The following is a 23,054-nucleotide window of genomic DNA, read 5'->3' on the forward strand; positions in this document are numbered from 1 at the left end:
TGAAAATCCACTCTTAATAAGCCCCTTTTCATGCGCGTTTTGCCTTTGCTCGAAGTAAAATTTTAAAGACGTGATAGCCGTCTTCGTAGTCGTAAGTAAGCTCAAATTTTTGCATCTGGCAAATTTGCTCGATGATGTAAAGTCCAAGCCCCATGCCACTCCCAGCACTCACCTTGTCACCACGCACAAAGGCTTGTTTGTAGTAATCAATCGGGTGATTTAGCTTTTTGCCTAAATTTTTAACCGCTATAAATTCGCTATCGCAGATCAAGATGGCTTTCTTATCCTCCGCGTATTTTAGGGCATTGTCTATCAAATTTTTAATCGCTAAGCTAAAAAGCTGAAAATCCACTCTTAATATGACGTCATCTCTGATATCACAGCTCACACGCTCCTCAAATTTATCAAGCATAAGCATATCTTGCACCTGCTCTAAAATGAGCGAGAAATGGCACTCTTGATAGTTTAGCGCGTAGCTTTTTGAAAGGAGCTGCTCGACCTTGCTAAATTCATTTATCAGCATCTCAAGACGCTCAAAAACATTTATGAGTCTCATCTTTTGAGTGTCGTTTGCCACCATCTCAGAGACGATCCTGCCCTTGCCTATAGGCGTCTTTAGCTCATGCATGATCGCACGTAAAAATAGCTGCCTTGAGCGAATTAACTCTCTGATCTTGCAAACGGCGTTGTCAAACTCGACCGCCACCTGCCCGATCTCATCTTGCTCGTTTTCATTTAACCTAGCAGTCATCGCCATCTCCATGTTTCCGCTGGCAAATTTTCTGATATCTTTGCTAAGTCTTCTAAGCGGCAAAAGGCTTCTAAGCACCGAGACATAAAGCGAGATGAGTAGAGCCGAGATGATCAAAAATGCCACCCAAAGCGGGTCATTTACGTGTCTTGCGTCGTTGCTCTCAAGCAAGAGCTGAAAAGATGGATTTTTGATAAGCAAATATAAATCGCCTTTGTAATTAACCGACTGCATCATGCCAAGAGGTGTGTGCTGCGTAAAAATGGCGTTTCCGCTTGTAGTAACAGAGGTGGCTAAATTTTTGTTACCGACATATTCTAGGTTAAAATTTTTAAAGTAGTGCTCTAAATCTCTTGGAGGATTGCCACGCTCGTAAAGCGCCACAAGATAGTTCATAGCGCTTATTTGTTTATCTTTTAGCTTCTCAAGCGCACTTTCTTGCTGAATGTTTGCAAATGTCACAAAAAGCAAGCACATCAGCGAGAAAGCGATGGCAAAGATGATAGTTATCTTGGTGGTTATGGAGTATTTCATCCGATAAGCTTATATCCTATGCCTCTAACTGAAAATATATGTTTTGGCGCTTTTGAGCTGTCACCGATCTTTGTTCTAAGGCGTCCGATGATGACATCTAAGCTCTTTGAGTCCTTATCTTTTAGGCTCTTGCAGTTATAAACTAGCTGCTCTCTTGATACTGAAAAGCTGTGCTGTTTGATGAGATAGGTTAAAATTTCATACTCAGCTGGTGTAAGAGCAAGGGCTTCATTATTAAAGTAAATTTCATGGCGCTTGTCGTCTATCCTAAATGCGCTATCAACGACCTCTTCTTGCACTTCGTTTGTCTTTTTATATCTTCTTATAAGACTTGTGATACGAGCATACATCTCTTTTGGATCGTATGGTTTTGGCAAATAATCATCCGCTCCAAGCTGAAGTCCAACGACCTTGTCACTGATGTCACTGCGAGCTGAGCTTATGATGATAGGGATGTCGTATTTTTGGCGAATTTCTTTGCAAACCTCAAGACCATCAATACCAGGTAATGTAAGGTCAAGTATGAGCAGGTCGTAGTTTTTTATCCCTGCGCTTAGCCCTAGATATGGGTCTTCAAAGTTAGTCACTTTTATATTAAAACTATCAAGATATTCAGATAAAATTTGTGCAAATTCTGGATCGTCTTCTATCATTAAAACGTTAATCATAAATCATCCTTTTCATTGAAAAATAGTAGAGATTATACGGCAAAAATGTAAATTTTTTTTAAATTTAAACTTTTTTGGATAAAATCTCACATTTAAAATAAGCTTAATAAACAAGGAAAAATGTGGAGTTTGATTATTACGAGATCCTTGAAATTTCAAGAAATGCAAGTGGCGACGAGATAAAAAAAGCCTTTAGAAAGCTCGCTTTAAAATACCATCCAGACAGAAACGCTGGCGACAAAGAGGCTGAGCAGAAATTTAAACAGATAAACGAAGCCTATCAGGTCTTAAGCGATGAGCAAAAGCGCTCAATATACGACAGATACGGCAAAGAAGGGCTTGAGGGTAGATTTGGCAGTAGCGGTGGATTTAGCGCTGATTTTGACCTTTCAGATATTTTTGACTCGTTTTTTGGAGGCGGTTTTGGCGGTGGCTCTAGACAGAGAAAAAGACGAAGCGAAAAATACTCAGCCGACCTTGAAATTCCTATAAATTTAGAGTTTAACGAAGCTGTTTTTGGCTGCGAAAAAGAGATCAAATTTGATCAAAAAGTACCTTGCCCAACATGCAACGCAACAGGCAGTAAAGATGGCAAAAACAAAACTTGCCAGCACTGTGGGGGAAGCGGCAGGATCACACGTGGAAATGGCTTTATGAATATCGTTCAAGAGTGCCCATACTGCCACGGATCTGGCGAAGTGATAAGCGAACCATGTCCTGATTGCAACGCAAAAGCTTATAAAATCCAGCAACAAAGTGTCAAGATCACGATCCCAGAGGGCGTTGATAGTGGCATGAGGATGAGGGTCGCTGGCAAAGGCAACATCGGTGCAAACGGCGTTCAAGGCGATCTTTACGTGAGTATAAACGTAAAAGAGGACAAGCACTTCATCCGCCACAATGACGACGTTTATATAGAAATTCCAGTCTTTTTCACCCAAGCTGTTCTTGGCGAGAGCATAAAAATCCCAACACTTCGCGGTGAAGCCGAGCTAAAACTGCCAGTTGGTGCGAAAGATAAACAGCAATTTATCTTCGAAAATGAGGGTATCAAGGGCGTAAATTCACGCAAAAAAGGCAGACTTGTAGCTCAAATTTCTATCCAAACGCCTGACAAACTAAGCGACGAGCAAAAAGAGCTTTTAAATAAGCTTCAAGCTAGCTTTGGCATAGTTTCAGGCAAGTCAAGCACCGATGAGAGCGTCTTTGATAAGATAAAAAGCTGGTTTAAAGGCGACGAGCCAAAAGGCAAAAAGAAAAAATAAATTTAGATTTGTGGTGCTTAGTTTGGCGTCACAAATTCTTTAAAAATAAATTTTTATATATCTTAATTTTTACAAGTAAATTTCACACAAATTTTAAAATTTTATATGTGAGTAATTTTAGTAGTCAATTCTTAGGGGTGAGTGGAATTTTAAAATTTGCAAAATAATAATTTTCTATTTTTAACAATACAGATCTTAAATTTAAAAACTCTTTTATTCAAAATGGAGACAAGGGGACTTGAATTTTGCTTCGCAGGCTCGCAACTGCAGGGCAGACACGAAGTCCGTCCCCTTATCCCCCTTTTAAATCCCCCAAACCCCTCGCACGTTCAAAGGGCGTGCAATGGTGCTTTCGCACTGCATACAGTTAGCAACTCTAGTGAATTTTTAAATTTACCTTGAGATATAAATTTGCTCTTCACTCAGTAAAAATTTTCACTTTGTTAAACATTTGATGCATTTTATACGCGTCAAAGGGCATATATTCGGCGATGCTAAAACCAACCACGTCAGCTTTTTGTGAGATGAGAGATAAAATTTCACTTAGCTGATCAAATTTCATCTTTCCGCCTCCAGAGCCGTCCCCGCCAGCATCTGGGTCTGCAAAATATGTCGAGTGAAAAAACTTTTCATCGAGCACATCTATATCAAAATGAACGAGAATTTGATCAAATTTAGCTATGAAATTTTCTATTTTTTCGTTTGAGATAAATTTATCACTTTGCACCTCATAATCCACGCCCACCTCGTCTAAAAAGGCTTTTTGGCAGTCATGTAGCCCCTGCAGTCCTACGTAAAGCACCTCATCTGCTCTAAATTTCTTATTTTTCACAATAGACAAAAACTCAGCGTCACCATTTCCCAAAAGCGCTCCAAACACCATGGCATGGGTCATAGGATAGCCATCTTTTGACATTGAGACATCTGGATGTGCGTCTATCCAAATGACACCTGCATTTTCATACCCGCCTTTTAGATAGTCAAATGGGGCAAGTGAAACAAAACATATGCCGCCGATCGTTAGATCTTATCGGGATTTTCTTGGCAGATCTTGTCGGTGGCATCTTTTACGCCAGCTATAACATCGGCTCTAGCATAAATTCCGTCCACGACCTCTTTTTCTTTGCCATCAGGCGGAGCTATATCTACCTTTATCAAGGGTTGATTTGCATTTTGTGGCAAGATATGCTGAAGCAAATTTGCGCCGAAGTGATAGATCGGCAGACCGCCACTTAGGTAGTCTGGGTAGAGTAGCCTTATGATTTTCATAAATTTACTCCGATCTACTTTTGCTCGCCGTTTTTCGCAAGGTCTAAGTAATAATCAAGCTGATCGCGTCTGATGATACGTATGAGGTTTGTGCTGCCCTCTACACCTGTTGGGTGGCCAGCTGTGACGAGATAGGTCTTGTCATGCTCGACATATCCAGCATCATAAGCCTTTTTGATGACATTTGCAAGTAGGACATTTAGCTTTGTCTTTTCAAGCACAAGCGCTGGCGTCACGCCCCAAGCAAGAGTCAGCATGTGAGCTGTCTGCTCGTCGTGAGCGATAGCGATGATATCGATATTTGTGCGGTTTCTAGCTAGCTTTATGGCTGATTTGCCAGAGCCTGTGATAGAGAGTATTGCATTTGCTTTAATGCGAACAGCTAGCGAAGCTGCGCTATTTGCGACCATGTCTGTCTCGTCAAAAAAGTCAAATTCGTCAAATTTATTGTATGGATAGATGCTTTGCGTCTGGATGATCGTCTGGCTCATCGCCTCTACGACTGCGACTGGGTTTTTGCCGATCGCGCTCTCCTCGCTTAGCATAACCGCATCAGTGCCGTCTAGCACGGCGTTTGCCACGTCGCTGATCTCCGCTCTTGTGGCAGTTTCATGCTCAGCCATGCTTAGCATCATCTGAGTCGCTGTTATGACTGGCTTGCTGGCTGCATTTGCCTTTTTGATGATGAGCTTTTGTATCGTTGGCACCCTGTAAAATGGCACTTCTATGCCAAGATCGCCACGAGCTACCATGATACCATCACTCTTTGCGATGATGTCGTCTATGTTTTCGACCGCGTCAAATTTCTCGATCTTAGATAAGATAGCCGCTTTGGAGCCAAATTCTTTTAAGATATTTCTTGCTTTTATCACGTCATTTGCGTCTTGCACGAAGCTAATGGCAACGAAATTTACGCCCTGCTTTGCGCCAAATTCCATATCTTCTTTATCTTTTGGCGTGATGATCTCGATACCAAGGGTGGTATTTGGGAAATTTACCCCTTTGTTTGAGTTTAAAATCCCGTCATTTTCGATGATGGTTTTTACCACATCTTTGCCCTCGCCTGTAACTCTTGCTCTGATCGAGCCATCGTAGAGATAGACGTACTCGCCAGCCTTTAGCATAGGTAAAATTTGAGGCTGATTTAGGCTCACTCTATAAACGCCCTTTTCGATCTTTTCGCCCACGATATCCTCTGCGTAGATGCTAAGCTCGTCGCCAGCTTGCAAGTAAAATGGCTCGCTAAGCTTGCCAACTCTGATCTTTGGACCGCAGATATCTTGCAAGATGCCTATACGTTTGTTTAGTCTTTTTTCGATGTTTCTTATCTTGTCGATGTTTGATTTGTGGTATTCGTGTGTTCCGTGGCTAAAATTTAAACGAAAAACATTAACACCTGCTTTAACCATCGCCTCCATAGTCTCTTCGTTGTCACTTGCTGGCCCTAAAGTCGCTACAATTTTCGTCTTTTTTATCATTTTTATGCCCTGTAATTTGATTTTTGCGATTATAACACAATTTAATAATGTAAATTTTTTGTATAATATGCAAAATTTTTAAAGGAGAGAGTATGAATAAATTTTTATTAGCATCTCTTGGCCTAGCAGCTCTTGCTTGCGCTGCCATGGGAGATGACAAAGTCTATAAGCTCAAGCTTGCAAGCTCATGGGAGAGCACTATGCCAGTGCTTGGTGACGTGCCAAAAGAGCTAAAAGATAAGGTCGAAAAGATGAGTAACGGCCGCATCGAGATCAGGATCGACTACCCGTCAAAGCACAAGTCACCTTTTGCGATGCTTGACTTTGCAAAGAGCGGTCAGTACGACATCGGCTACACAGCTAGCTACTACTACAAGGGCAAAGACCCTAAGACAATGTTCTTTACAGCAACACCATTTATGATGAATACCGACGAGCAAACAGCTTGGTATGAATTTGGCGGCGGCAAAGAGCTAGAGGCGAAAGTTTTTGACCCATATAACATCAAAATTTTTAGAGCTGGCAACACTGGCATGCAAATGGGCGGCTGGTTTAAAAAAGAGATCAAGTCAGTTGATGATATCAAAGGCTTAAAGATCAGAATTCCAGGCTTTGGCGGTGAAATTTACGCTAAACTTGGCGCAAATATCAACACTATCCCAACTGGCGAGCTTTACATGGCACTTGAGATGGGTACGATCGACTCAGTCGAGTGGGTCAGCCCAGCTTACGATATGGCGCTTGGCTTCCACAAAGTGGCAAAATACTACTACACAGGCTGGCAAGAGCCAAACGGCGAAACTCAGTTTTTCTTCAACAAAAATGCGTATGAAAAACTTCCAGATGATCTAAAGGCTATCTTTGAAGCGGCTGCTGCTGAAGTGGCAAGAGATGTAAATACTAAGGTATTTTACGCAAACGTAGAGTACTGGGACAAGATGAAGGCTGAGTATCCAGACATCCAAGTAAAATCTTTCCCACCAGAGGTCATAGCAGCTCTTAAAAAGGCTACAAACGAGCTACTAGATGAAGAGAGCGCAAAAGATCCACTATTTAAAGAGATCGTCGAGTCTCAAAGAGCTTTCCTCAAAAAAAGCAAGAGAGTGGACTAAAATTTCTGACTACGCTTACATCAAAACAAACGAAGAGAAATAACCACAGCAGGGAGCTCTCCCTGCTTTTTACTCTAAATTTTAATTTTACCCTTAGCAAGGCATCTTTAAAACTTCTACCACTTCACCTTTTGCGATAAATTCTGTCTCTTTAGGGATGATAAGCAGTGCAGCTTCATTTGTTAGGTTATTTACGATCGCTGAACTACCAAGCTTTTTGCCATTTAAATTTACAAAGATCTTGCCATCTCTGTTTTCTAAATTTACCGCTGTAAATTCCAAAAATGGCGAGCGTTTTTTGTAGTCTTCGTCCATTATCGCCGTGATCTTTGGCTCTTCTTGGCTAAACCAAGTATTTATAAGCACTCTTACATAAAGCACGCACATAACCATCGCCGAATACGGAAATCCAGGCAGCGCAAAGATATATTTATCGCCTGATTTTGCCACTCTGATGTGGCGGCCTGGTTTTATCGCAGCGCCTTCGATGATGAGGCTAAAGTTTTCATTTAAAGCGCCCTTTACAAAGTCATAGTCTCCCATACTGATGCCACCAGTCGTCACCAAGATATCGGCTGATTTTAGTGCATTTATGATCGCTTTTTCGACAAGCTCGGCCTTATCTCTTACGATCTCACAAAGGATCGGCTCCGCGCCCATTTTGCATATCTGCATAGCGATACCTACGTGATTTGAGCTGTGAATTTGCGCTGGACTATCAAGAGGCTCGCCAAGGTCTTTTATCTCGCTACCAGTTGCTAGTATCGCCACCCTTGGACGGATGAAGACACTTACGTGAAAGACGCCAAGCTCGGCAAGAAGCGCGATCTCAGCGTAAGTTAGACGTGTGCCTTTTTTTATTAAAATTTCGCCTTTTTTGTAGCTCTCACCTACTTCACGCACGGCAAAGCCCTTTGGCACGCTCTTTTTGATGATTATTTTTGAGCCGCTAACCTCGACATTTTCAACCGGCACAAGAGTGTCGGTGCCTTCGCTCATTAGCGAGCCAGTGAAGGTTTTGACGCATTTGCTGCCCTCCACATGTAGCCCTTTGTCACTACCTGCTGGCAGATCGGTGATGAGCTCAAGCTCGTTTAGGCCATCTTTAAAGGCAAAAGCGTAGCCATCCATCGCCGAAACTGGCTTTGCTGGGTAGTTTTCAGCAGCTTTCACATCGTAGGCGATATTTCTATCAAGCGCATCTGTGATGGCTACTTTTTCGACCTTCTCCCACGCACTTATCGTATCTTTTAGAATTTTCAGGCTATCTGCATAGCTCATAAAATCTTTCATCATTTGTCCTTTTTATGAAATTTTTGCATATTTTAGCCACTTCTGTTTTACAAAAAATTAATCTTTGTTTTATTTAATGATTATTAAAATGTCGTTTAAGAAACCAGTCTGGTTTTACCCTTACACAGGAATTTACATGAACAAAACACTACTTTACATCATCGCAGGTGCGAGCCTTGGCATACTTGGCCCAGTGCTCGTTCATTTTGGCAACCCAGCAAATATGGGCGTTTGCGCGGCTTGCTTTTTACGAGATAGCATGGGTGCGCTTGGCTTTCACCAGGCCAAAGTCGTGCAGTATCTAAGGCCTGAAATTTTAGGGCTTATCATCGGAGGCTTTCTAGCCAGCATGCTTTGGAGTAGAAATTTCACTCCAGTATCTGGTAGCGCGGCATTTTCTAGGTTTTTCTTAGGCGTGTTTGCGATGATAGGCTGCCTCATATTTTTAGGCTGCCCTTGGAGGGCGTTTTTGCGTCTTGGAGGCGGAGATATGACCGCTATAGCTGGCGTTGTTGGCTTGTTTGCTGGCGTCTTTGTGGGACGAGCTTTTAAGAAAAATGGCTACATTTTACCTGAAAATGAAACCACTGCAAAAGCTATCGGGTTTTTGCCACTGATCATCGCTATTTTACTCTTGATAGCACTTATCTTTGGTCTAAAACTTGGCGAAAATGGCGCATTATTTAGCTCAGAAAAAGGTCCAGGCTCACAGCATGCAAATTTATTTATCTCGCTTATTTGTGCCATCATCATCGGTGCATTTATGCAAAGAAGTAAATTTTGCTCAGTGGGAGCTATCAGTAAAATTTTTGAGCGTGACTTCTCGATGTTTTATGGCGTCATCTCTATCGTCCTTTTTGCAAGCATCACAAATTTAGTGCTAAATCAATACAAATTTGGCTTTGAAGGACAACCTATTGCTCACAATGATATGCTTTGGAATTTCTTAGGCATGACGCTCGCTGGTCTTTGCTTTAGCCTAAGCTACGGCTGCCCTGGCAAACACCTAGTGCAGATAGGAGCTGGAAATTTAAGCTCAGCTGTATTTGTTTTAGGCATGGGAGCTGGAGCTGCAATAAGTCATAACTTCGTGCTTGCAAGCTCAGGAGCCGGCATCACACCTTTTGCCCCGTATGCCGTAGTGATCGGCTTTATCTACGCTATCTACGTTGGATTTTTCACTAAAAAAGCTTAACTAAATTTGACTGCTCTTGCAGTCAAATTTACTTTTTTATCTATAAAATTTGTGTGAGATAAATTTTAGCTAAAAATAAGTTCTTAGGTTGTATAATCCAAAACTTATTTTAAGTTGTCACGGTAGCTCAGCTGGTTAGAGCGCTGGTCTCATAAGCCGGAGGTCGGGAGTTCAAGTCTCCCCCGTGACACCATAAATACCTAAACTACGATGTTTCTACAATATTATATTGCAGTTACCTTTCATTAAATATAGCTTAATGTTTGTAGCAAAACAAAATTTTATGTAGCAAATTTTTAAGCTTGCAGTAATTTTAACACGTTTTTTGTAAAATTTTAAAAAACAAGTAAAATTTTTTAACGAATCATCTACTATGATATAATCTGTCACTCTACTGGGTTAAATTTTTACCATAACTTAAATAAAATGAGTATAGATGTGTAGTAAAAATGGCGTTTATAGCTATTGAATATGGGCTAAAAAATATTTTTGATGATTATGATTTATTCATATTTCCTAGCAATAAAACACAAAATAGAGATAGGCTGCATAAGCATCACGAGATCCTGCGCGTGGTCAAATACCGGCTCACATTTATTAAAGGCTCAAGATAAGTTAAAAACTTTCAAAGGAGTTTTAACTATGATCCTGCCGATGAAAAATAAGTATATAGTCCGTTCCCGAATTTCGCAGAAGAAATTTAGAGAAATTCTCAAGTATTTTGCAGAGGATATAGAGGCTACTAAAATAGCAAATTTAACCGGGATTTCTAGAATTTCCATCAACAAAATTCTAAAAAACATCAGAATTTTAATGGCTAGTGAGTGTGAAAAAATAAGTAAGTTTTCAGGTGAGATAGAGATTGACGAAAGCTACTTCGGAGCTAAAAGAGTAAGAGGTAAGAGAGGTAGAGGAGCAGCAAATAAAACTCCGGTGTTCGGTATGCTTAAAAGAGATGGCAAAGTCTATACCCAAATAGTTAAGAACTGCTCTGCTAGTGAACTAATACCAATACTATCGCAATATAGCGAGCTTGATAGCTCTACTATATACTCTGATTGTTGGAAAGCTTATGATGGATTAGTAGATTATGCAGCTTTAGCTCATTATAGAGTAAAGCATTCTAAGAATGAATTTGCTAATGGTAAAAACCATATAAATGGCATAGAAAATTTCTGGGGATACGCTAAACATAGACTAGCTAAATTTAAAGGCATCAAGAAAGAGAATTTTTTACTTCATCTAAAGGAGTGTGAATTTAGATATAATACTAAAACTACACAGGAAAACTTATATCAGAAACTGTTGAAATTGATAAGAGAGAATCCGCTTAACTTATCTTGAGCCTTATAAAAATAAAAGATCCAAAATATCTAAGGGTAAAATTTGAGAATTTGCTTGGAGAGTATTTGGTACGCAATTGATGATTATGTAATAATTTTTTATTTGGTAATTTAAAAATGTATGTGTTATTAATAATATTTTTATTTTTATACTCAAAAAAAGTCACTTTTGGTCTGTAATTTTAAGATATTTGTTTCGATTCCTCGTATAAATACGAGCATTAAGTAATTTATAAGTATTTTTATGCTATACAATCAATTATAAGTAAAAACCCCTTGATATATCGTGCTTTTTAAAACATAAAATCATTTTTTTATTCTACTTACTATCAAATTCATTGACTCGACTATAAAAAAAGATTATAATGCTCACAATTTTTAAAAATAAAATATTTTTAACCAAAGGAGATTAAGATGATTAAAATTAGTTAAAAGCAGAGGTTCTATTTAAGTAATTAAAAGAGAACCCCCACATTAAGTTGGTGACACTCTTATTGTAATCGTTCTCTACTTTTAAAATACTTAAATAAAAAACTTCATTAGTACCAACCATATTGAGTTTATTGGGCACACTATAGGTATGTCTATTCGGTGAGATAGCTATTACTGTCTCTTGATTTTTTAAATGGCAAAAAGGAGAAAAAATGCCAAATAAAAAAATAATTTTAAATGATTTAAAGGCTATTAGAAAAAATAAAACAAAAGAAGAGATTAAACAAGCATGCTTTGAAGCCTTGTTTCCACAACAAGCTACGATCAAAGAGTGCAGATTAGTAATCGAAAATCGTTATAGCGTAAAGCTATCAAATAAGGAGTTTTCCAAATGGAGGAAAGAGTATGAGGCAGCAAATGCCAATCAATCATCCTCTGATGCATATCATATTCTCGTACCCAAAGAAGACAAAAAAGAAGATGAGGAGCTAAGCAATGGCACTAATAACCAAGAGTAGCGATACAGCAGTTGCGGCAAATGCCGTAATTGCTCTACAAGAATATATCGAAATGGGCAATAAGGCTAGTGAAAATATTAGAAATAATATTGAACTTTTTAATCAAACCGCAGATAGCTTTAATAAAAGCTTTAAAGAAAAAATAGAGCTTATAGAGCAAGGAGGTGCTGAACTTATGAACGCGACAGAAGAGATTCAAAACAACTTTAAAAATACTCTAAAAGGTGCAGACAAAACTATATCGAAGATCAACTCATCTTTTAGCTCTTTGATGAAGAAGATAGTATCTGCATTAATTGCCTTTGTATTTATAGAAGCACTCTTCTTTTTTGGCTACATGTTTTATGATAGCCATAAGACAAATGAAGCCAGATCTGCACTACAAAGCAGTCTAGATAAGGCACTTTATGATATGTCTAACCTTAAAGGCTTTATCATCCATATCTACAACCAAGATAGTCAAAAAGCTAGTGAAGATTTTACTAAATGGCTAAACAAAAATGGTGACAGCAATGTTTGGTAGTAAGCAAAATTTTCTAATAGCAAGACACATACAATGTATGACACTTCGTTTTCATACCTTGTATAATCTTGCTCTGCCGAGGGCTACAATGCGAGATATAAGAAGCGTTAAAAGCGCTTCATCTGCTAACATATTTAACGTATTTTATGAAAGGATATCATATGCCAAAAAATATCAAGGATAAGGTACTCTCCACAAGGATCACTTCTCAGCAATACGATAAGCTATCTAAAATAGCTCTAGAGTTAGATATGTCAAGATCAGAAATTATTTCCTATCTTATTGATAATGGCACTGTAAATTCTGAATCCATAAAAAAGAAAGAGCTATATCCAACAATCATTACATATTTTGCTAGACCTTTTAGCAACATCAATCAAATAGCAAAGAGACTAAATATAGCTTATAAGACTAGTGGCAATATAGATTTAAAAACGATACTGCAAACACAAGAAGAGTTGTACAAAGTTCAATCAGTCCTAACTGAAATTTTAAGCTTAATAAGGAGTAACTATGATAGTTAAGATCTCAAAGGGAGAAAAAGGCGTAGCTGATTATTTAAAAACTGGTAAGAAAAGAGATTCAAAGCTAACTAGAGATGAAAAAGATGATAGATTGCCACTGGCTGGAAATTTAGATCTTATCGAGATGTCTGAAAGGCACCAGAGCAAGAAAAAGAATAAGAAATATAACTACTATCATATATCCTTGTCATTTACTTCAGAGGAGTGGAGCAGGCTATATGAAAGTGGCAATATAGATGAGTTTATAATGGACTTTTTAAGGCTAACTTTCCCAAATCACGACATAGATGAGCTACTTTTTTATGCTGAAGCTCATCTGCCTATAATAAAAGAAGAGCCATATATTCCTCGTCCAGAAGGGGCACTAGAAAATAGAACATTAAACAAGAAACATAAAAATGGCGAACCGCTAAAAAGAGAGCCTCACATCCATATAATAGTCTCTTTTGAAAATATGAAATTTACTCATAGTGTCAAAACTGGTGGAGCCATATATACAAAAGGTGCATCCAAGCAACAAACAAAAGCTATCATGGCTAAATCAGCAGAGAAATTTAAAAGAGTGGTTAATGACATCTTATCTAACAAGTATGGTCTAAATAATATAGAGCCTTTAGGTATGGATGAAGATCAACTAGAAAAGCAATATGAAAGCTTTAAAAGTGCAGCACAAAAGGTTAAGAAAGGCAAAGAAAAAGATACACAGATGAAGATAGAAACGGATGTTGTGATCGAGCCAAAAGCTAATACAAAGGAACAAAACATAAGTGTTGAAGAGCTACTAGCTGATGCTAAAAATTCTACAGCTGATTATCTATTAAGAATGATAGAAGAAGACGAGAGTTTTAAAAAAGACTACTATGATAGGGCAAAGAGACTTAATGCAGTGGATATAAGAGAATTTTTGCCTATGATCAATGCAAAATTTAACATCACCGCAAAACCTGAAATGGTAAATGACAAATATAAAGTAAGAGTGGATGGGTTTAAAGGAACTTATAATCTAACTGATCTAATGTGCAAGATAGTCTATAATGGCAGAAAAGGAGCATTATTTCACGTAGTTAATGAACTAGAGCAAATGCTTATAGAGCTTCAAGCTAATAAAAATGAGCCAAAAATAACATTAAGTGTAAGTAGTGACTTTAGCGCGCCAAATAAGGACCCAAAAACTCAAGTGTTAAATAGCTGGGAAACGATACAAATAGAGCCATACAATCTAAAATCAATACTTAAAAACTATTCAGCTATATCAGTGGCAGGTTTTAAAGATAAAAGTGAAGAGGCTAGCGGTATTGATTGCATAACTCCTACGCTTATATATGATATAGATAACTCTAAATTTACTGCAAATGATGCTCAAAATTTACTACAAAGTAAAGGAATAAAAGGCTTCATATACCCAACCACCTATCAAGCACCAGATGCAAAAGTAGAGAAATTTAAACTCATCATACCCACAACAAAGGCTCCAAGCCTAAATGAATATAATGAATACATAAAAGAGATAACAAGAGAGCTTGGGTTATATAAGGTAGTAAATAACTCAAGCCTATATCCTAGTAAATTTCACTACACTCCGGTACCAGGATCTGAACTTGTAAGCATTAGAGGAAAAACTTTGGATAATACAAGAGCTATTGAAGATGCTGGCTTAAAAACAGATTTGAACAATATGGATGTTAAAGCCATAGAGGAAAATTTACAAAAACTAAGAAGATATGAGCTTAGCCATGAACCAAAAGATAGCAACTTGCATATTAAAAGAGTAAGCTACCAAGCTATTTCATCAAAGATTCCAATAAAAGAGTTAATAGAATACTTTGACGAGAGCACTGTGTTTAAAAAATATAAAAATCATCAAATACTTTCTAGCAAGAGCGGCAGATACCTATACCTACCAGAAGAAAACACAGCCTATTCTTTTAGCCAAAATAGACACTATACTCCATATATCTACATTAGAGATAAATTTGATGAAGCAGCTAGAAAGATAAAAACTGGGTTTTTAAATGATGATCTCATTAAAAAGTTAGGTATTACACAAAATGAATATGAAGGCTTCGTAAAAGCTATCGATGGCCATTTAGATATAGATAGATACTACTTAGCTTTTATAAATAGAACTGAAAGCTTTAAAAAATACCTGCCAAACATAGTTAGAATTAACTATAAATGCTTAATTTATAATATAAAAACCTATATGAAAGATTGGCAAGATATGCAAGGTTTTAATGAACTAAAGGAGCGTTATAAAACAGATAAGATATCTCTAGCAAATGATCATATATCGTTTGGCTCAATAAAAATAACAAAGCAAGAGCTATATGGTCAAGGACTTGATAAGAACTTTGAGGTGGAGCAATCAAAACAACAATCAAGTGAGATAAAAACTATAGAGCAAAATGTAAAGTTAGGATATGATGGTTTGGAGAGGTAGGCAAAACAAACATCAGCGAGGTATGAAAGTCTCTTATAAAACTAAACGTATCAGCTAAAAGTCTATATCTTTTTGATTGCTAGCCTTGCGGCAATATATTTCTTCTTTTCTTGTCAATCATACTAGTCTTTAGTCTCTAATCCTTAAATATTTAGGAACATAATACTAATATGCACAAATAAATAAAATTAATCTGATCAGGTATGTATTAATATAAAAGCCCAAACAACCATAGTTGGGTTTTATTTCCAACTCCGACTTCTATATCATCGGCAGTCATATAGGAGTTTGGCATATCTTTTTCTGTTCGAATCTCTTTTTAGATCCGCCTATTTCAAAAGTAAATTTATCATCCACAATAAAGTCGCCTTGTTTATGCTTACTATTTAAATTAGTAAGTGCACGGCATGATTTGAAGCTTTATTTGTAAAGATTTATATCAATTTATTTTATAATTATGTATTATTAAACTAACATTTAATATCTATCAAATCGCTCATCTTCCATAAAATCGGATTTCTTTTCTCTATCAATACGACGTTTTAAATCATCAATCATCTCATTAATAAAAGTCCTGTGTTTTAATAAGTTTGCCGTATTCATCACAGACATTAGTTTTTCATAAAAATCAATATCTCTTTGTATTACGGGCACCCAGCTTCCATGGGATGTTCTTAAATTTTTCTCAAATTTTAGGCTTTTAAATAACTCGTAATCACTATTTTTTGAAACCGTATAGGCGTATAGATGTGCTCTGGTATCAATCTCGGCATTTTCAGATTCATCGCTATTAAACTCGCAGATAAGTCTAGATATAAACACCATCCTTTCTTTATCCGTAAAATATTTATCTATAAATTGTTCTATAACATTTATTGTTTTTTGCGCATCTAATAATGGCGAATGAAATCCCATAAAAAATGATTTCAGAAATTCCCCTTTTCCAAAAACGAATTTCTTATCAGGGATTTTATGTATAGTTTCTATAATTTTTAAAAATATTTCTTCATGGTCTTTTCTATTAAATAGGATGGAAAAATCTGTATGCATATCAGCGCTAGAAACACCATTGCCAAGAGCGTTTAATATATTAATTATATATCTGTGTATGAAATCAGAATCATAGTTTAGAAATTTATTTAAGATGTTGGCATCATGATCAAAATTTATATTATCTTTTAGTCTCATAAAATATGCTGTTTCTATCAGTTTTTTATCTGTTTTGATATATTTATCTAACATGCTGGTAGACTGGTAGAAAAACATCTCAATAGTTATTAAAAATTTGTTATTGCTGATAGCCCTATTGCAAAGTACTTTTAATATTTTTAGCGTAATGTCTTTTTTGATATTTTCATACTTTTGTAAATGGTTAAAATATCGTGGAATATTTGTAATATCGGCACTTTTATACAAATCAAGCAAATTCTTGGCATCTGTTTGAGTGATATCGTTTTCGTCTATGGCTGCAAATATCCCAAATCTCCAAAAGTCTTTTGCTTTAAAATTCTGTTTTTCTATAAACTCAAAAGCACCATTTTTGCCCAAAATCTTTATAAGAACACGACGATCTAAATATAATAAAAATGGATCGCCTAGCTTAAAATACTCGCCTAAAACCTCTATAAATAGCCCTGAGTCATCACTTGATAAAATTTCAAGCAACATACTAAAGTTGTTTTTAAAACTATATGTATCGCTATCATCAATCACATTATAAATTTCTACACATATATTAAGTAGCTTTAGCCACCTGTCTTTTGTTTTATTATTATTCGAAATTTTTTCTAGTTCATTTTTTATATATGCCTTGTTTTGTTCAACATTGTTGCCTTTAAAATTTTTATAAGGACTTGCGCACAACAAATCATCTGTATCAAAACAACTATGCTTAAATAGAGTTTGTATACTTTTATCATATGTAATGTTATTTTTATCCAAAAAAGATAAAAATTTTCTTACTATTCTACAATGTTTATAAATTTTTGGGTTAAAGTATTTTACAACTAAATCTACTATATATTTTTTATCTTGCTCTATTATTTCTATGCTATTTGAAATATTAGGTTTTCGATAGTATGTATTTATAAATTTTTCCAAGTCAGCCAAAAAACAATTATTTTTAAAAATCTCATCAAGCCTTTCAAATATAGTTTTTCTAAAATTAATCAAAGCTTGTGTTGGAACAAGAGTATGGTTATATAAGTTTAATGTTCTACCATGATATCTAGCATCTTGAAAGTCAGTGCCTAACATCTCACTGGCAATCCTAATAAATAGTCTTTTTAAGAGCAAAGTATCGCTATTTTTTGATAGTTCCCAAAGCCTATCCATAACTATCTTTTCTTTTTTGTATCCATATCTATAGCTATTAAGCTCATATCCAAAATCTTTTACCAAAGTATAAATAACTTCATGTATTTTATTTGGCTTTTTATTTAGATAGACCACTATTAACTCTATTGTGATCTTTAGGTTGCTTTCATCATTACGTCTAGATAGTAAAGAAAGTATATTTAGTACTAAATCTGATCTATTATCGTTATCTTTAAAAACATCAATACTATTTACATCTATATGCTCTTGTTCTAAGTCTTGTATCTCTTCATGTAGCTTTTCTAGTATTTCTGATTCTTTTAGATGCCAAAAAATTTCTACAAACTCTATTATTGGATTATTATCATGCCCCGACAACAACGATTTATCTGAGTATTTTATCCATAACCTATCTACAGGATCTTTTAGCTCTTTTAAGATTAAATTGATATCAAAAACCGGCACTATTTGATTTAAAACATCTCTTATTTTGCCTGAATGGTTTTGGAAAAAATTTATTATAAAACTACTTATTTTTAGGCTTTTATCCACAAATACGGTCTTATAAAAAAGATAGGATGCTAGTATCTGATCTGATACTTTAGTGACACTATTTTCATACATATCAAATATCTCATATCTATGAAGCTTTTCTATTTTATCCCAAATAGCAACAATATCAACCCCAAAGGCTTGTTTTATAACTTCCACTTGTTTATCGCTTTGCCTGTCAATCACTCTAAAAAATGCTACTATCGCAACTATTTTTCCAATCTCAATATCACCAAAAATATTTATATCATTGTCGGCACTTTTAAAATACTCTTTGTATAAATCATACGTATTATTTACAGCATCAAAAGATCCATTTTGAGCTATTTTACAAGCCATAAAAGCCATTCTTGGATTATTTTGTGAAATCTCTAAAATTTTTTCGTTATGTATAGGATCTATATTTTTAAAATTTTTAGAAATGATTTCACTTACTGAGATATTGTCCATAGATTGTATTTCAATAACTGAGCAACTAATATTGCTTGGAACTTTTTCTATAATATCCTTAGCATAGTCTCTAACTGTAGCAACTATCTTAATTTGAGAATTTGTAATTTTTTTGTTAAAAGAGTTAAGCAAATATCCAAGTGCTTGATGAATTCTGTTGACATCATCAATAAAAATTAAGAATTTCTCATCTTCGACTTTAAAATACGCCATCAAATCATCGTAAATATTGACACCTCTATTAAAAATGGCCTTAAATTTATACCCATTTTCCTTGGCAAATTTAGGTGCAACCTCTATTGTTAATCTTGTTTTTCCAACTCCAGCCTTTCCTGTTATAAATGTTATTTGGCTATCCTTTAAAGCAAATTCTATATCAGCCACTTCTTTATCTCTACAACACAGCACCGTATTTAGTGGTGTAGCATAGCCACCGCTTTCATACTCCACAACAAAATCGCTCTCGTCTAATATTTGCATAGTATCTATGCTGACGCCAAGAAAATCATATGCTATTTTAGAATAGTTTGCATACAAGTCATTTGCTAGACTTGAAATTCCTATAAAAAATAATTTATCTTTTGAATTACAATACTTTTGTAAAATTTCTAATTCACTAGGCTTAATATCGCAATTACACGCTAGAATAATTTTCTTTATTTTAGAGATACTAATACCGGTTTTTGCTTCATTAAAACATTTTCCCAAATCTTTTAAAAATTTAGACACTATATCTGATTTTTGTGTTGTACATTCCACAAAGATATAATTCCCATCTTCTAGAGCTACAAAACTATCTGGGGTCCCTGAAATAGGTTTATCTTCGCCTATTTTTGTACCACTTGAATGAATCATAAAAGAAAACTTCTTGGATAAATATGTGTTTATCAATTTATGAAATTTTGAAGCATCTATCTGAGATAACTCTTGTTCTATTTGGTTTATCTTACTCATATATAAATCCTAATACAAAAACCCAAACAGCCAAAGTGGAATTTTATTTCCAACCCCTACTTCAATATCATCTGCTGCTATATATGAATTTGGCATATCCTTTATCTGCTCAAAGCTCTTTTTGGCTCCACCTATTTCAAAGATAAATTTATTACCAACCATAAAGTCACCATTTTTGCCTGAGTAAATTTCAGTGATATTTCCAAGCTGATTGGCAAAAAACGTCTCTCTCACATTTCCTATATCAGGGCTGTTTATATACATTAAATTTGTATTTTCAAGGTAAATCTTATCTGCCTTATCCATATTTTTTATAGCTAGCTCGTTTTTCATTAAAAGCCTTATTAGCCCAGCACTATCAAGCATAGCAAGATACTCTTTTAGCGTCCTATCATCCCTTATATCAACAAGCGATTTTAGGCTTGAGTAGTTTGGTTGATATGGGACGTTTGTGCTTATGGCATGAGTTAAGATCTTTAGTTTTCTTGCTGTGTTGCCGTTTAAATTTGGATATATGCTTAAAAGATCGCTATCTATCGTAGCTTCTATGCTTTGCCTTAGAGTCTGATAAAAGGCAGTATCATTTGGCATATCATTATAGTATGGGTAGTAACCCACCTTTAGATACTCTCTAAAAAGTTTAATAACTGCTAGATCTTTTTGCTTTAAGACATTATTGATATTAACAGCTATTTCCTGATGGTTTGCAAGTAAATTTTCAAGCTCAACTGCTTCTAAATTTATACCATAACTTAGCCCTATATACTCCCTAAAACTCATTCCACTCATCTTATATACTATCGCTCTTCTGCTTAGATCATGAGAGCTTTTTAGCACTTCAAGAGCAGATGAGCCTGTGGCTACTATGTTTAACTCTTTAAAGTTATCATAGGCAAATTTTAATACGGCCGATATATCTTTACTTTTATGAATCTCGTCTAGGTATAGATATTTACCGCCGTTTAGCACAAACTCTCTTATGATCGAGGTTATATCATTTGATATCTCTATGTCATCTAGGCTTAGGTAAAGACTATCTTTGTTTTTACTAGCTAGCTGAGCTAGTGTAGTTGTTTTACCTATTCCTCTTTGCCCAAGGATAACGATAAGTCTATGAGATAAATCCTTGGAGTCTATAAAGTATCTTTTAAATTTATGGTTGTTTAACCTTATAAGGTCATTGCTCTTTAAAAAAAGTTGATCTAACATGACTTATTCCTAAATTATGTAATACAATACAATTATATCACAAAAATATGTGTAATAAAATACATATAAGATTATTTTTTAAGTAAAAGCACATTTTATTGCAAATGACTATATACATTTTTATGGAAGAAAGCAACCTTACTAATAGTGCTATTGGGTTCTTTTTGAAATTTAATTTCCTTAATATTAAAGCATTACTTTTCACACCTCACCTTTTTCTCATTGATAAAAATTTATCTCTTTAACTAGATCCTTTAGAATTTAGGGAGTTACCAGTTTTTGTAGGTTTTTGAAACCTTCGCGAGCCCATTTGTGAAAGCCTATATGTGAAAAAAGATCATCCTCTAGTTCATACACTCGCCCAAATAACTCGGCACTTTTGCTCTTTTTAATGAGCTTAAATATAGCAGCTGCGCCAGCTATGTCGTTTTCAGGTCTACCACACATCGTGCGGTATATTTATCTTGTGCATACAAAGCATTGATTTGTCGAGTCATTTAGCAAGTAACCTAGCATATCCTTTGCTTGTTTCTCTTTACCGGCCTCAAATAACTCTTTTATCTGTCTGATCTTTTTCATCGCCACTCCTTTTTGAGATGAATTTTAAAGTAAAAAATGGACAAAATTTATTCCTATTATGCTGCTATGATCTCACAAAAGGACATTAAAATAAAGATCTTTTTGACGATATATAAAAATAAATTTTCAAGGCATAACCAATGGCACTTTCTAAATCCCTATACATCCGCGGTCTTCAATGCGAAAAGAGCTTGTGGCTTAAAAAGAAAAGGCCAGAGGTTTTGCAAGCTCCAGATGATGGCGCACAGGCTGTGTTTGACACTGGCACATCAGTAGGCGAGCTAGCCTGTGAGCTATTTAGCGGCGGCGAGAGGATAGAGTATACTGGCGACTTTGGCTCGCAGATAGCAAGGACAAAAGAGCTTATGGGGCACAGCACAAAGGTGATCTACGAGGCCACTTTTTGCTTTGATGGTATCCTTGTTATGGTTGATATCCTTCGCATCGGCAAGGACGGGCTTATCATTAATGAGGTAAAAAGTAGCACCTCAGTAAAAGAGGTCTATATCGATGATGCAAGCATCCAGTACTACGTCATTAGCTCGCTTGGCTACAAGGTGAGTGCCGTAAATGTCATCCACATAGATAGCAGCTACGTAAGAGGCGAGAAGCTCGAGCTTGATAAGTTTTTTCATACCGAAGACGTGACCGAGCAAGTAAAGCAAAAACAAGCAGATATCCCTCAAATTTTAAGTAAATTTGATGAAATTCTTAGCAAAGACACTGAGCCAGAGGTTGATATCGGTCCTCAGTGTTCAGATCCTTATACTTGCGACGCTTGGGAGTACTGCTGGCGCGAGCAACGAGGCATACCAGAGTATAGTATTTTTGATATTAGCAGCTTAAGAAATAAAAAGAAATTTGAGCTTTATAAAAGCGGCGTAGTTAAATTTGAAGATATCAAAGAGCTGGATAAATTTAATGTCTCTCAGCAAATCCAAATACGCTCTGAGCTCTCTGGGGAGCAGGTCATAGACAAAGAGGCTATCAAAGAATTTCTAGAGACACTTAGCTATCCACTCTACCACCTTGACTTTGAGACATTTCAGCAAGCAGTGCCGCAGTTTATAGACCTTAGTCCGTATGAGCAGATACCTTTTCAGTTTTCTATCCACAAAGATGATAGCAAGGGAAATTTAGAGCATTTTGAGTTTTTGGCTGAGGTCGGGGCTGATCCTAGATATGAGCTAGCGCTAAATTTGATCAAATTTATCCCACAAGATGCTTGCGTGCTAGCCTATAATATGAGCTTTGAAAAAAAGGTGATAAGACGTCTTGCTGAAATTTATCCGCAAATTTCAAATGAGCTTATTGCCATCCATGACAATATAAAAGACCTGATGGCGCCATTTGCTAGCAAAAGCTACTACCACCCAAAGATGCAAGGCAGCTACTCTATAAAGTACGTCTTACCAGCGCTAGTGCCCGAGTTTGAGTCAGCGTATAAGGATCTAAATTTGATACACCATGGCGGCGAAGCGATGCAGGCCTATGAGGCTATGGCGTATATGCCAGTCAAGGAGCGTGAGGCCTATAAAAAGGCACTTTTAGCATACTGCAAGCTAGATACTCTAGCGATGGTTAAGGTTTTAGAAAAACTGCGCGAAGTGGCAAAATAGACAAAAAAGCGTCCGCTTTGCTGGTTATAA

The 23,054-nt window shown here is 36.2% G+C and carries 16 protein-coding genes, 1 tRNA gene and 2 pseudogenes; 10 read left to right on the forward strand and 9 right to left on the reverse strand.

Features of this window, described 5'->3' with window-relative positions; genetic code table 11:
* Positions 1 to 28: 28 nt before the first annotated feature.
* On the reverse strand, positions 29 to 1,285 hold the full coding sequence (locus HMPREF1019_RS04090) for an ArsS family sensor histidine kinase (RefSeq protein ID WP_009294393.1): 1,257 nt from the start codon (positions 1,283 to 1,285) through the stop codon (positions 29 to 31).
* Entirely contained in the window at positions 1,282 to 1,953 is a 672-nt protein-coding gene (locus HMPREF1019_RS04095; RefSeq protein WP_009294394.1) for a response regulator transcription factor, read from the reverse strand. The genes HMPREF1019_RS04090 and HMPREF1019_RS04095 overlap by 4 nt, the downstream gene beginning before the upstream one ends.
* Positions 1,954 to 2,075: 122 nt before the next feature.
* Here HMPREF1019_RS04095 and dnaJ point away from each other — a divergent pair, with 122 nt between their 5' ends.
* Entirely contained in the window at positions 2,076 to 3,218 is a 1,143-nt protein-coding gene (gene dnaJ / locus HMPREF1019_RS04100; protein ID WP_009294395.1) for a molecular chaperone DnaJ, read from the forward strand.
* Between the two features lie 418 nt (positions 3,219 to 3,636).
* Here the strand turns inward: dnaJ and HMPREF1019_RS04105 are convergent, their stop codons facing one another.
* The 3 genes from HMPREF1019_RS04105 to pyk are packed head-to-tail and all read right to left on the reverse strand — an operon-like array spanning position 3,637 to position 5,965.
* Entirely contained in the window at positions 3,637 to 4,236 is a 600-nt protein-coding gene (locus tag HMPREF1019_RS04105) for an arginase family protein (protein WP_316244679.1), read from the reverse strand.
* A 2-nt stretch (positions 4,237 to 4,238) separates the two neighbouring features.
* Positions 4,239 to 4,487, reverse strand: a complete 249-nt coding sequence (locus tag HMPREF1019_RS10100; RefSeq protein WP_009294397.1) for a hypothetical protein — start codon at positions 4,485 to 4,487, stop codon at positions 4,239 to 4,241.
* Positions 4,488 to 4,501: 14 nt separating this feature from the next.
* Positions 4,502 to 5,965: a pyruvate kinase gene (gene pyk, locus HMPREF1019_RS04115; RefSeq protein WP_009294398.1), complete on the reverse strand. Its 1,464-nt coding sequence runs from the start codon at positions 5,963 to 5,965 to the stop codon at positions 4,502 to 4,504.
* A 92-nt stretch (positions 5,966 to 6,057) separates the two neighbouring features.
* Between pyk and HMPREF1019_RS04120 the strand changes: the two are divergent.
* Positions 6,058 to 7,120 (forward strand): annotated as a pseudogene (locus tag HMPREF1019_RS04120) (TRAP transporter substrate-binding protein).
* Between the two features lie 50 nt (positions 7,121 to 7,170).
* On the opposite strand, the gene HMPREF1019_RS04125 reads toward HMPREF1019_RS04120, so the two are convergent.
* The gene (locus tag HMPREF1019_RS04125; RefSeq protein WP_009294400.1) at positions 7,171 to 8,370 is read right to left on the reverse strand and encodes a molybdopterin molybdotransferase MoeA; all 1,200 of its coding nucleotides are present in this window, start codon (positions 8,368 to 8,370) and stop codon (positions 7,171 to 7,173) included.
* A gap of 136 nt (positions 8,371 to 8,506) precedes the next feature.
* On the opposite strand from HMPREF1019_RS04125, the gene yedE reads away from it, so the two are divergent.
* The 7 genes from yedE (at position 8,507) to HMPREF1019_RS04160 (ending at position 15,345) form a co-directional block, all read left to right on the forward strand.
* Positions 8,507 to 9,565 (forward strand): YedE family putative selenium transporter, encoded by a 1,059-nt coding sequence (gene yedE, locus HMPREF1019_RS04130; RefSeq protein ID WP_009294401.1) that lies wholly within the window; start codon positions 8,507 to 8,509, stop codon positions 9,563 to 9,565.
* Between the two features lie 116 nt (positions 9,566 to 9,681).
* Positions 9,682 to 9,758 (forward strand) — tRNA-Met (locus tag HMPREF1019_RS04135).
* Positions 9,759 to 10,207: 449 nt separating this feature from the next.
* Positions 10,208 to 10,909 (forward strand): IS1595-like element ISCamsp1 family transposase, encoded by a 702-nt coding sequence (locus HMPREF1019_RS04140; protein ID WP_009294402.1) that lies wholly within the window; start codon positions 10,208 to 10,210, stop codon positions 10,907 to 10,909.
* Positions 10,910 to 11,552: 643 nt separating this feature from the next.
* A complete protein-coding gene (locus tag HMPREF1019_RS04145; protein WP_009294403.1) occupies positions 11,553 to 11,858 on the forward strand; it encodes a hypothetical protein in 306 nt (101 codons plus the stop codon).
* Entirely contained in the window at positions 11,836 to 12,381 is a 546-nt protein-coding gene (locus HMPREF1019_RS04150) for a hypothetical protein (protein WP_009294404.1), read from the forward strand. Before HMPREF1019_RS04145 ends, HMPREF1019_RS04150 begins: the two co-directional genes overlap by 23 nt.
* A 161-nt stretch (positions 12,382 to 12,542) precedes the next feature.
* On the forward strand, positions 12,543 to 12,905 hold the full coding sequence (locus tag HMPREF1019_RS04155; RefSeq protein ID WP_009294405.1) for a plasmid mobilization relaxosome protein MobC: 363 nt from the start codon (positions 12,543 to 12,545) through the stop codon (positions 12,903 to 12,905).
* Positions 12,895 to 15,345 carry a hypothetical protein gene (locus HMPREF1019_RS04160; RefSeq protein ID WP_009294406.1) on the forward strand — a complete coding sequence of 817 codons (2,451 nt, stop codon included), beginning with the start codon at positions 12,895 to 12,897 and terminating at the stop codon, positions 15,343 to 15,345. Before HMPREF1019_RS04155 ends, HMPREF1019_RS04160 begins: the two co-directional genes overlap by 11 nt.
* Before the next feature lie 208 nt (positions 15,346 to 15,553).
* On the opposite strand, the pseudogene HMPREF1019_RS10295 reads toward HMPREF1019_RS04160, so the two are convergent.
* The 3 genes and pseudogenes from HMPREF1019_RS10295 to HMPREF1019_RS04170 form a co-directional block, all read right to left on the reverse strand.
* Positions 15,554 to 15,720, reverse strand: a pseudogene (locus HMPREF1019_RS10295) (AAA family ATPase); the annotation flags it as partial.
* 102 nt (positions 15,721 to 15,822) lie between these two features.
* Positions 15,823 to 19,617, reverse strand: a complete 3,795-nt coding sequence (locus HMPREF1019_RS04165) for an ATP-binding protein (protein WP_009294407.1) — start codon at positions 19,615 to 19,617, stop codon at positions 15,823 to 15,825.
* Positions 19,618 to 19,626: 9 nt separating this feature from the next.
* Positions 19,627 to 20,826 (reverse strand): ATP-binding protein, encoded by a 1,200-nt coding sequence (locus HMPREF1019_RS04170; RefSeq protein ID WP_009294408.1) that lies wholly within the window; start codon positions 20,824 to 20,826, stop codon positions 19,627 to 19,629.
* A 719-nt stretch (positions 20,827 to 21,545) separates the two neighbouring features.
* On the opposite strand from HMPREF1019_RS04170, the gene HMPREF1019_RS04180 reads away from it, so the two are divergent.
* Positions 21,546 to 23,024: a DUF2779 domain-containing protein gene (locus HMPREF1019_RS04180; protein ID WP_009294410.1), complete on the forward strand. Its 1,479-nt coding sequence runs from the start codon at positions 21,546 to 21,548 to the stop codon at positions 23,022 to 23,024.
* Positions 23,025 to 23,054: the final 30 nt, after the last annotated feature.

This window comes from Campylobacter sp. 10_1_50 (assembly GCF_000238755.1).
In the GTDB taxonomy this organism is placed as follows: domain Bacteria; phylum Campylobacterota; class Campylobacteria; order Campylobacterales; family Campylobacteraceae; genus Campylobacter_A; species Campylobacter_A concisus_R.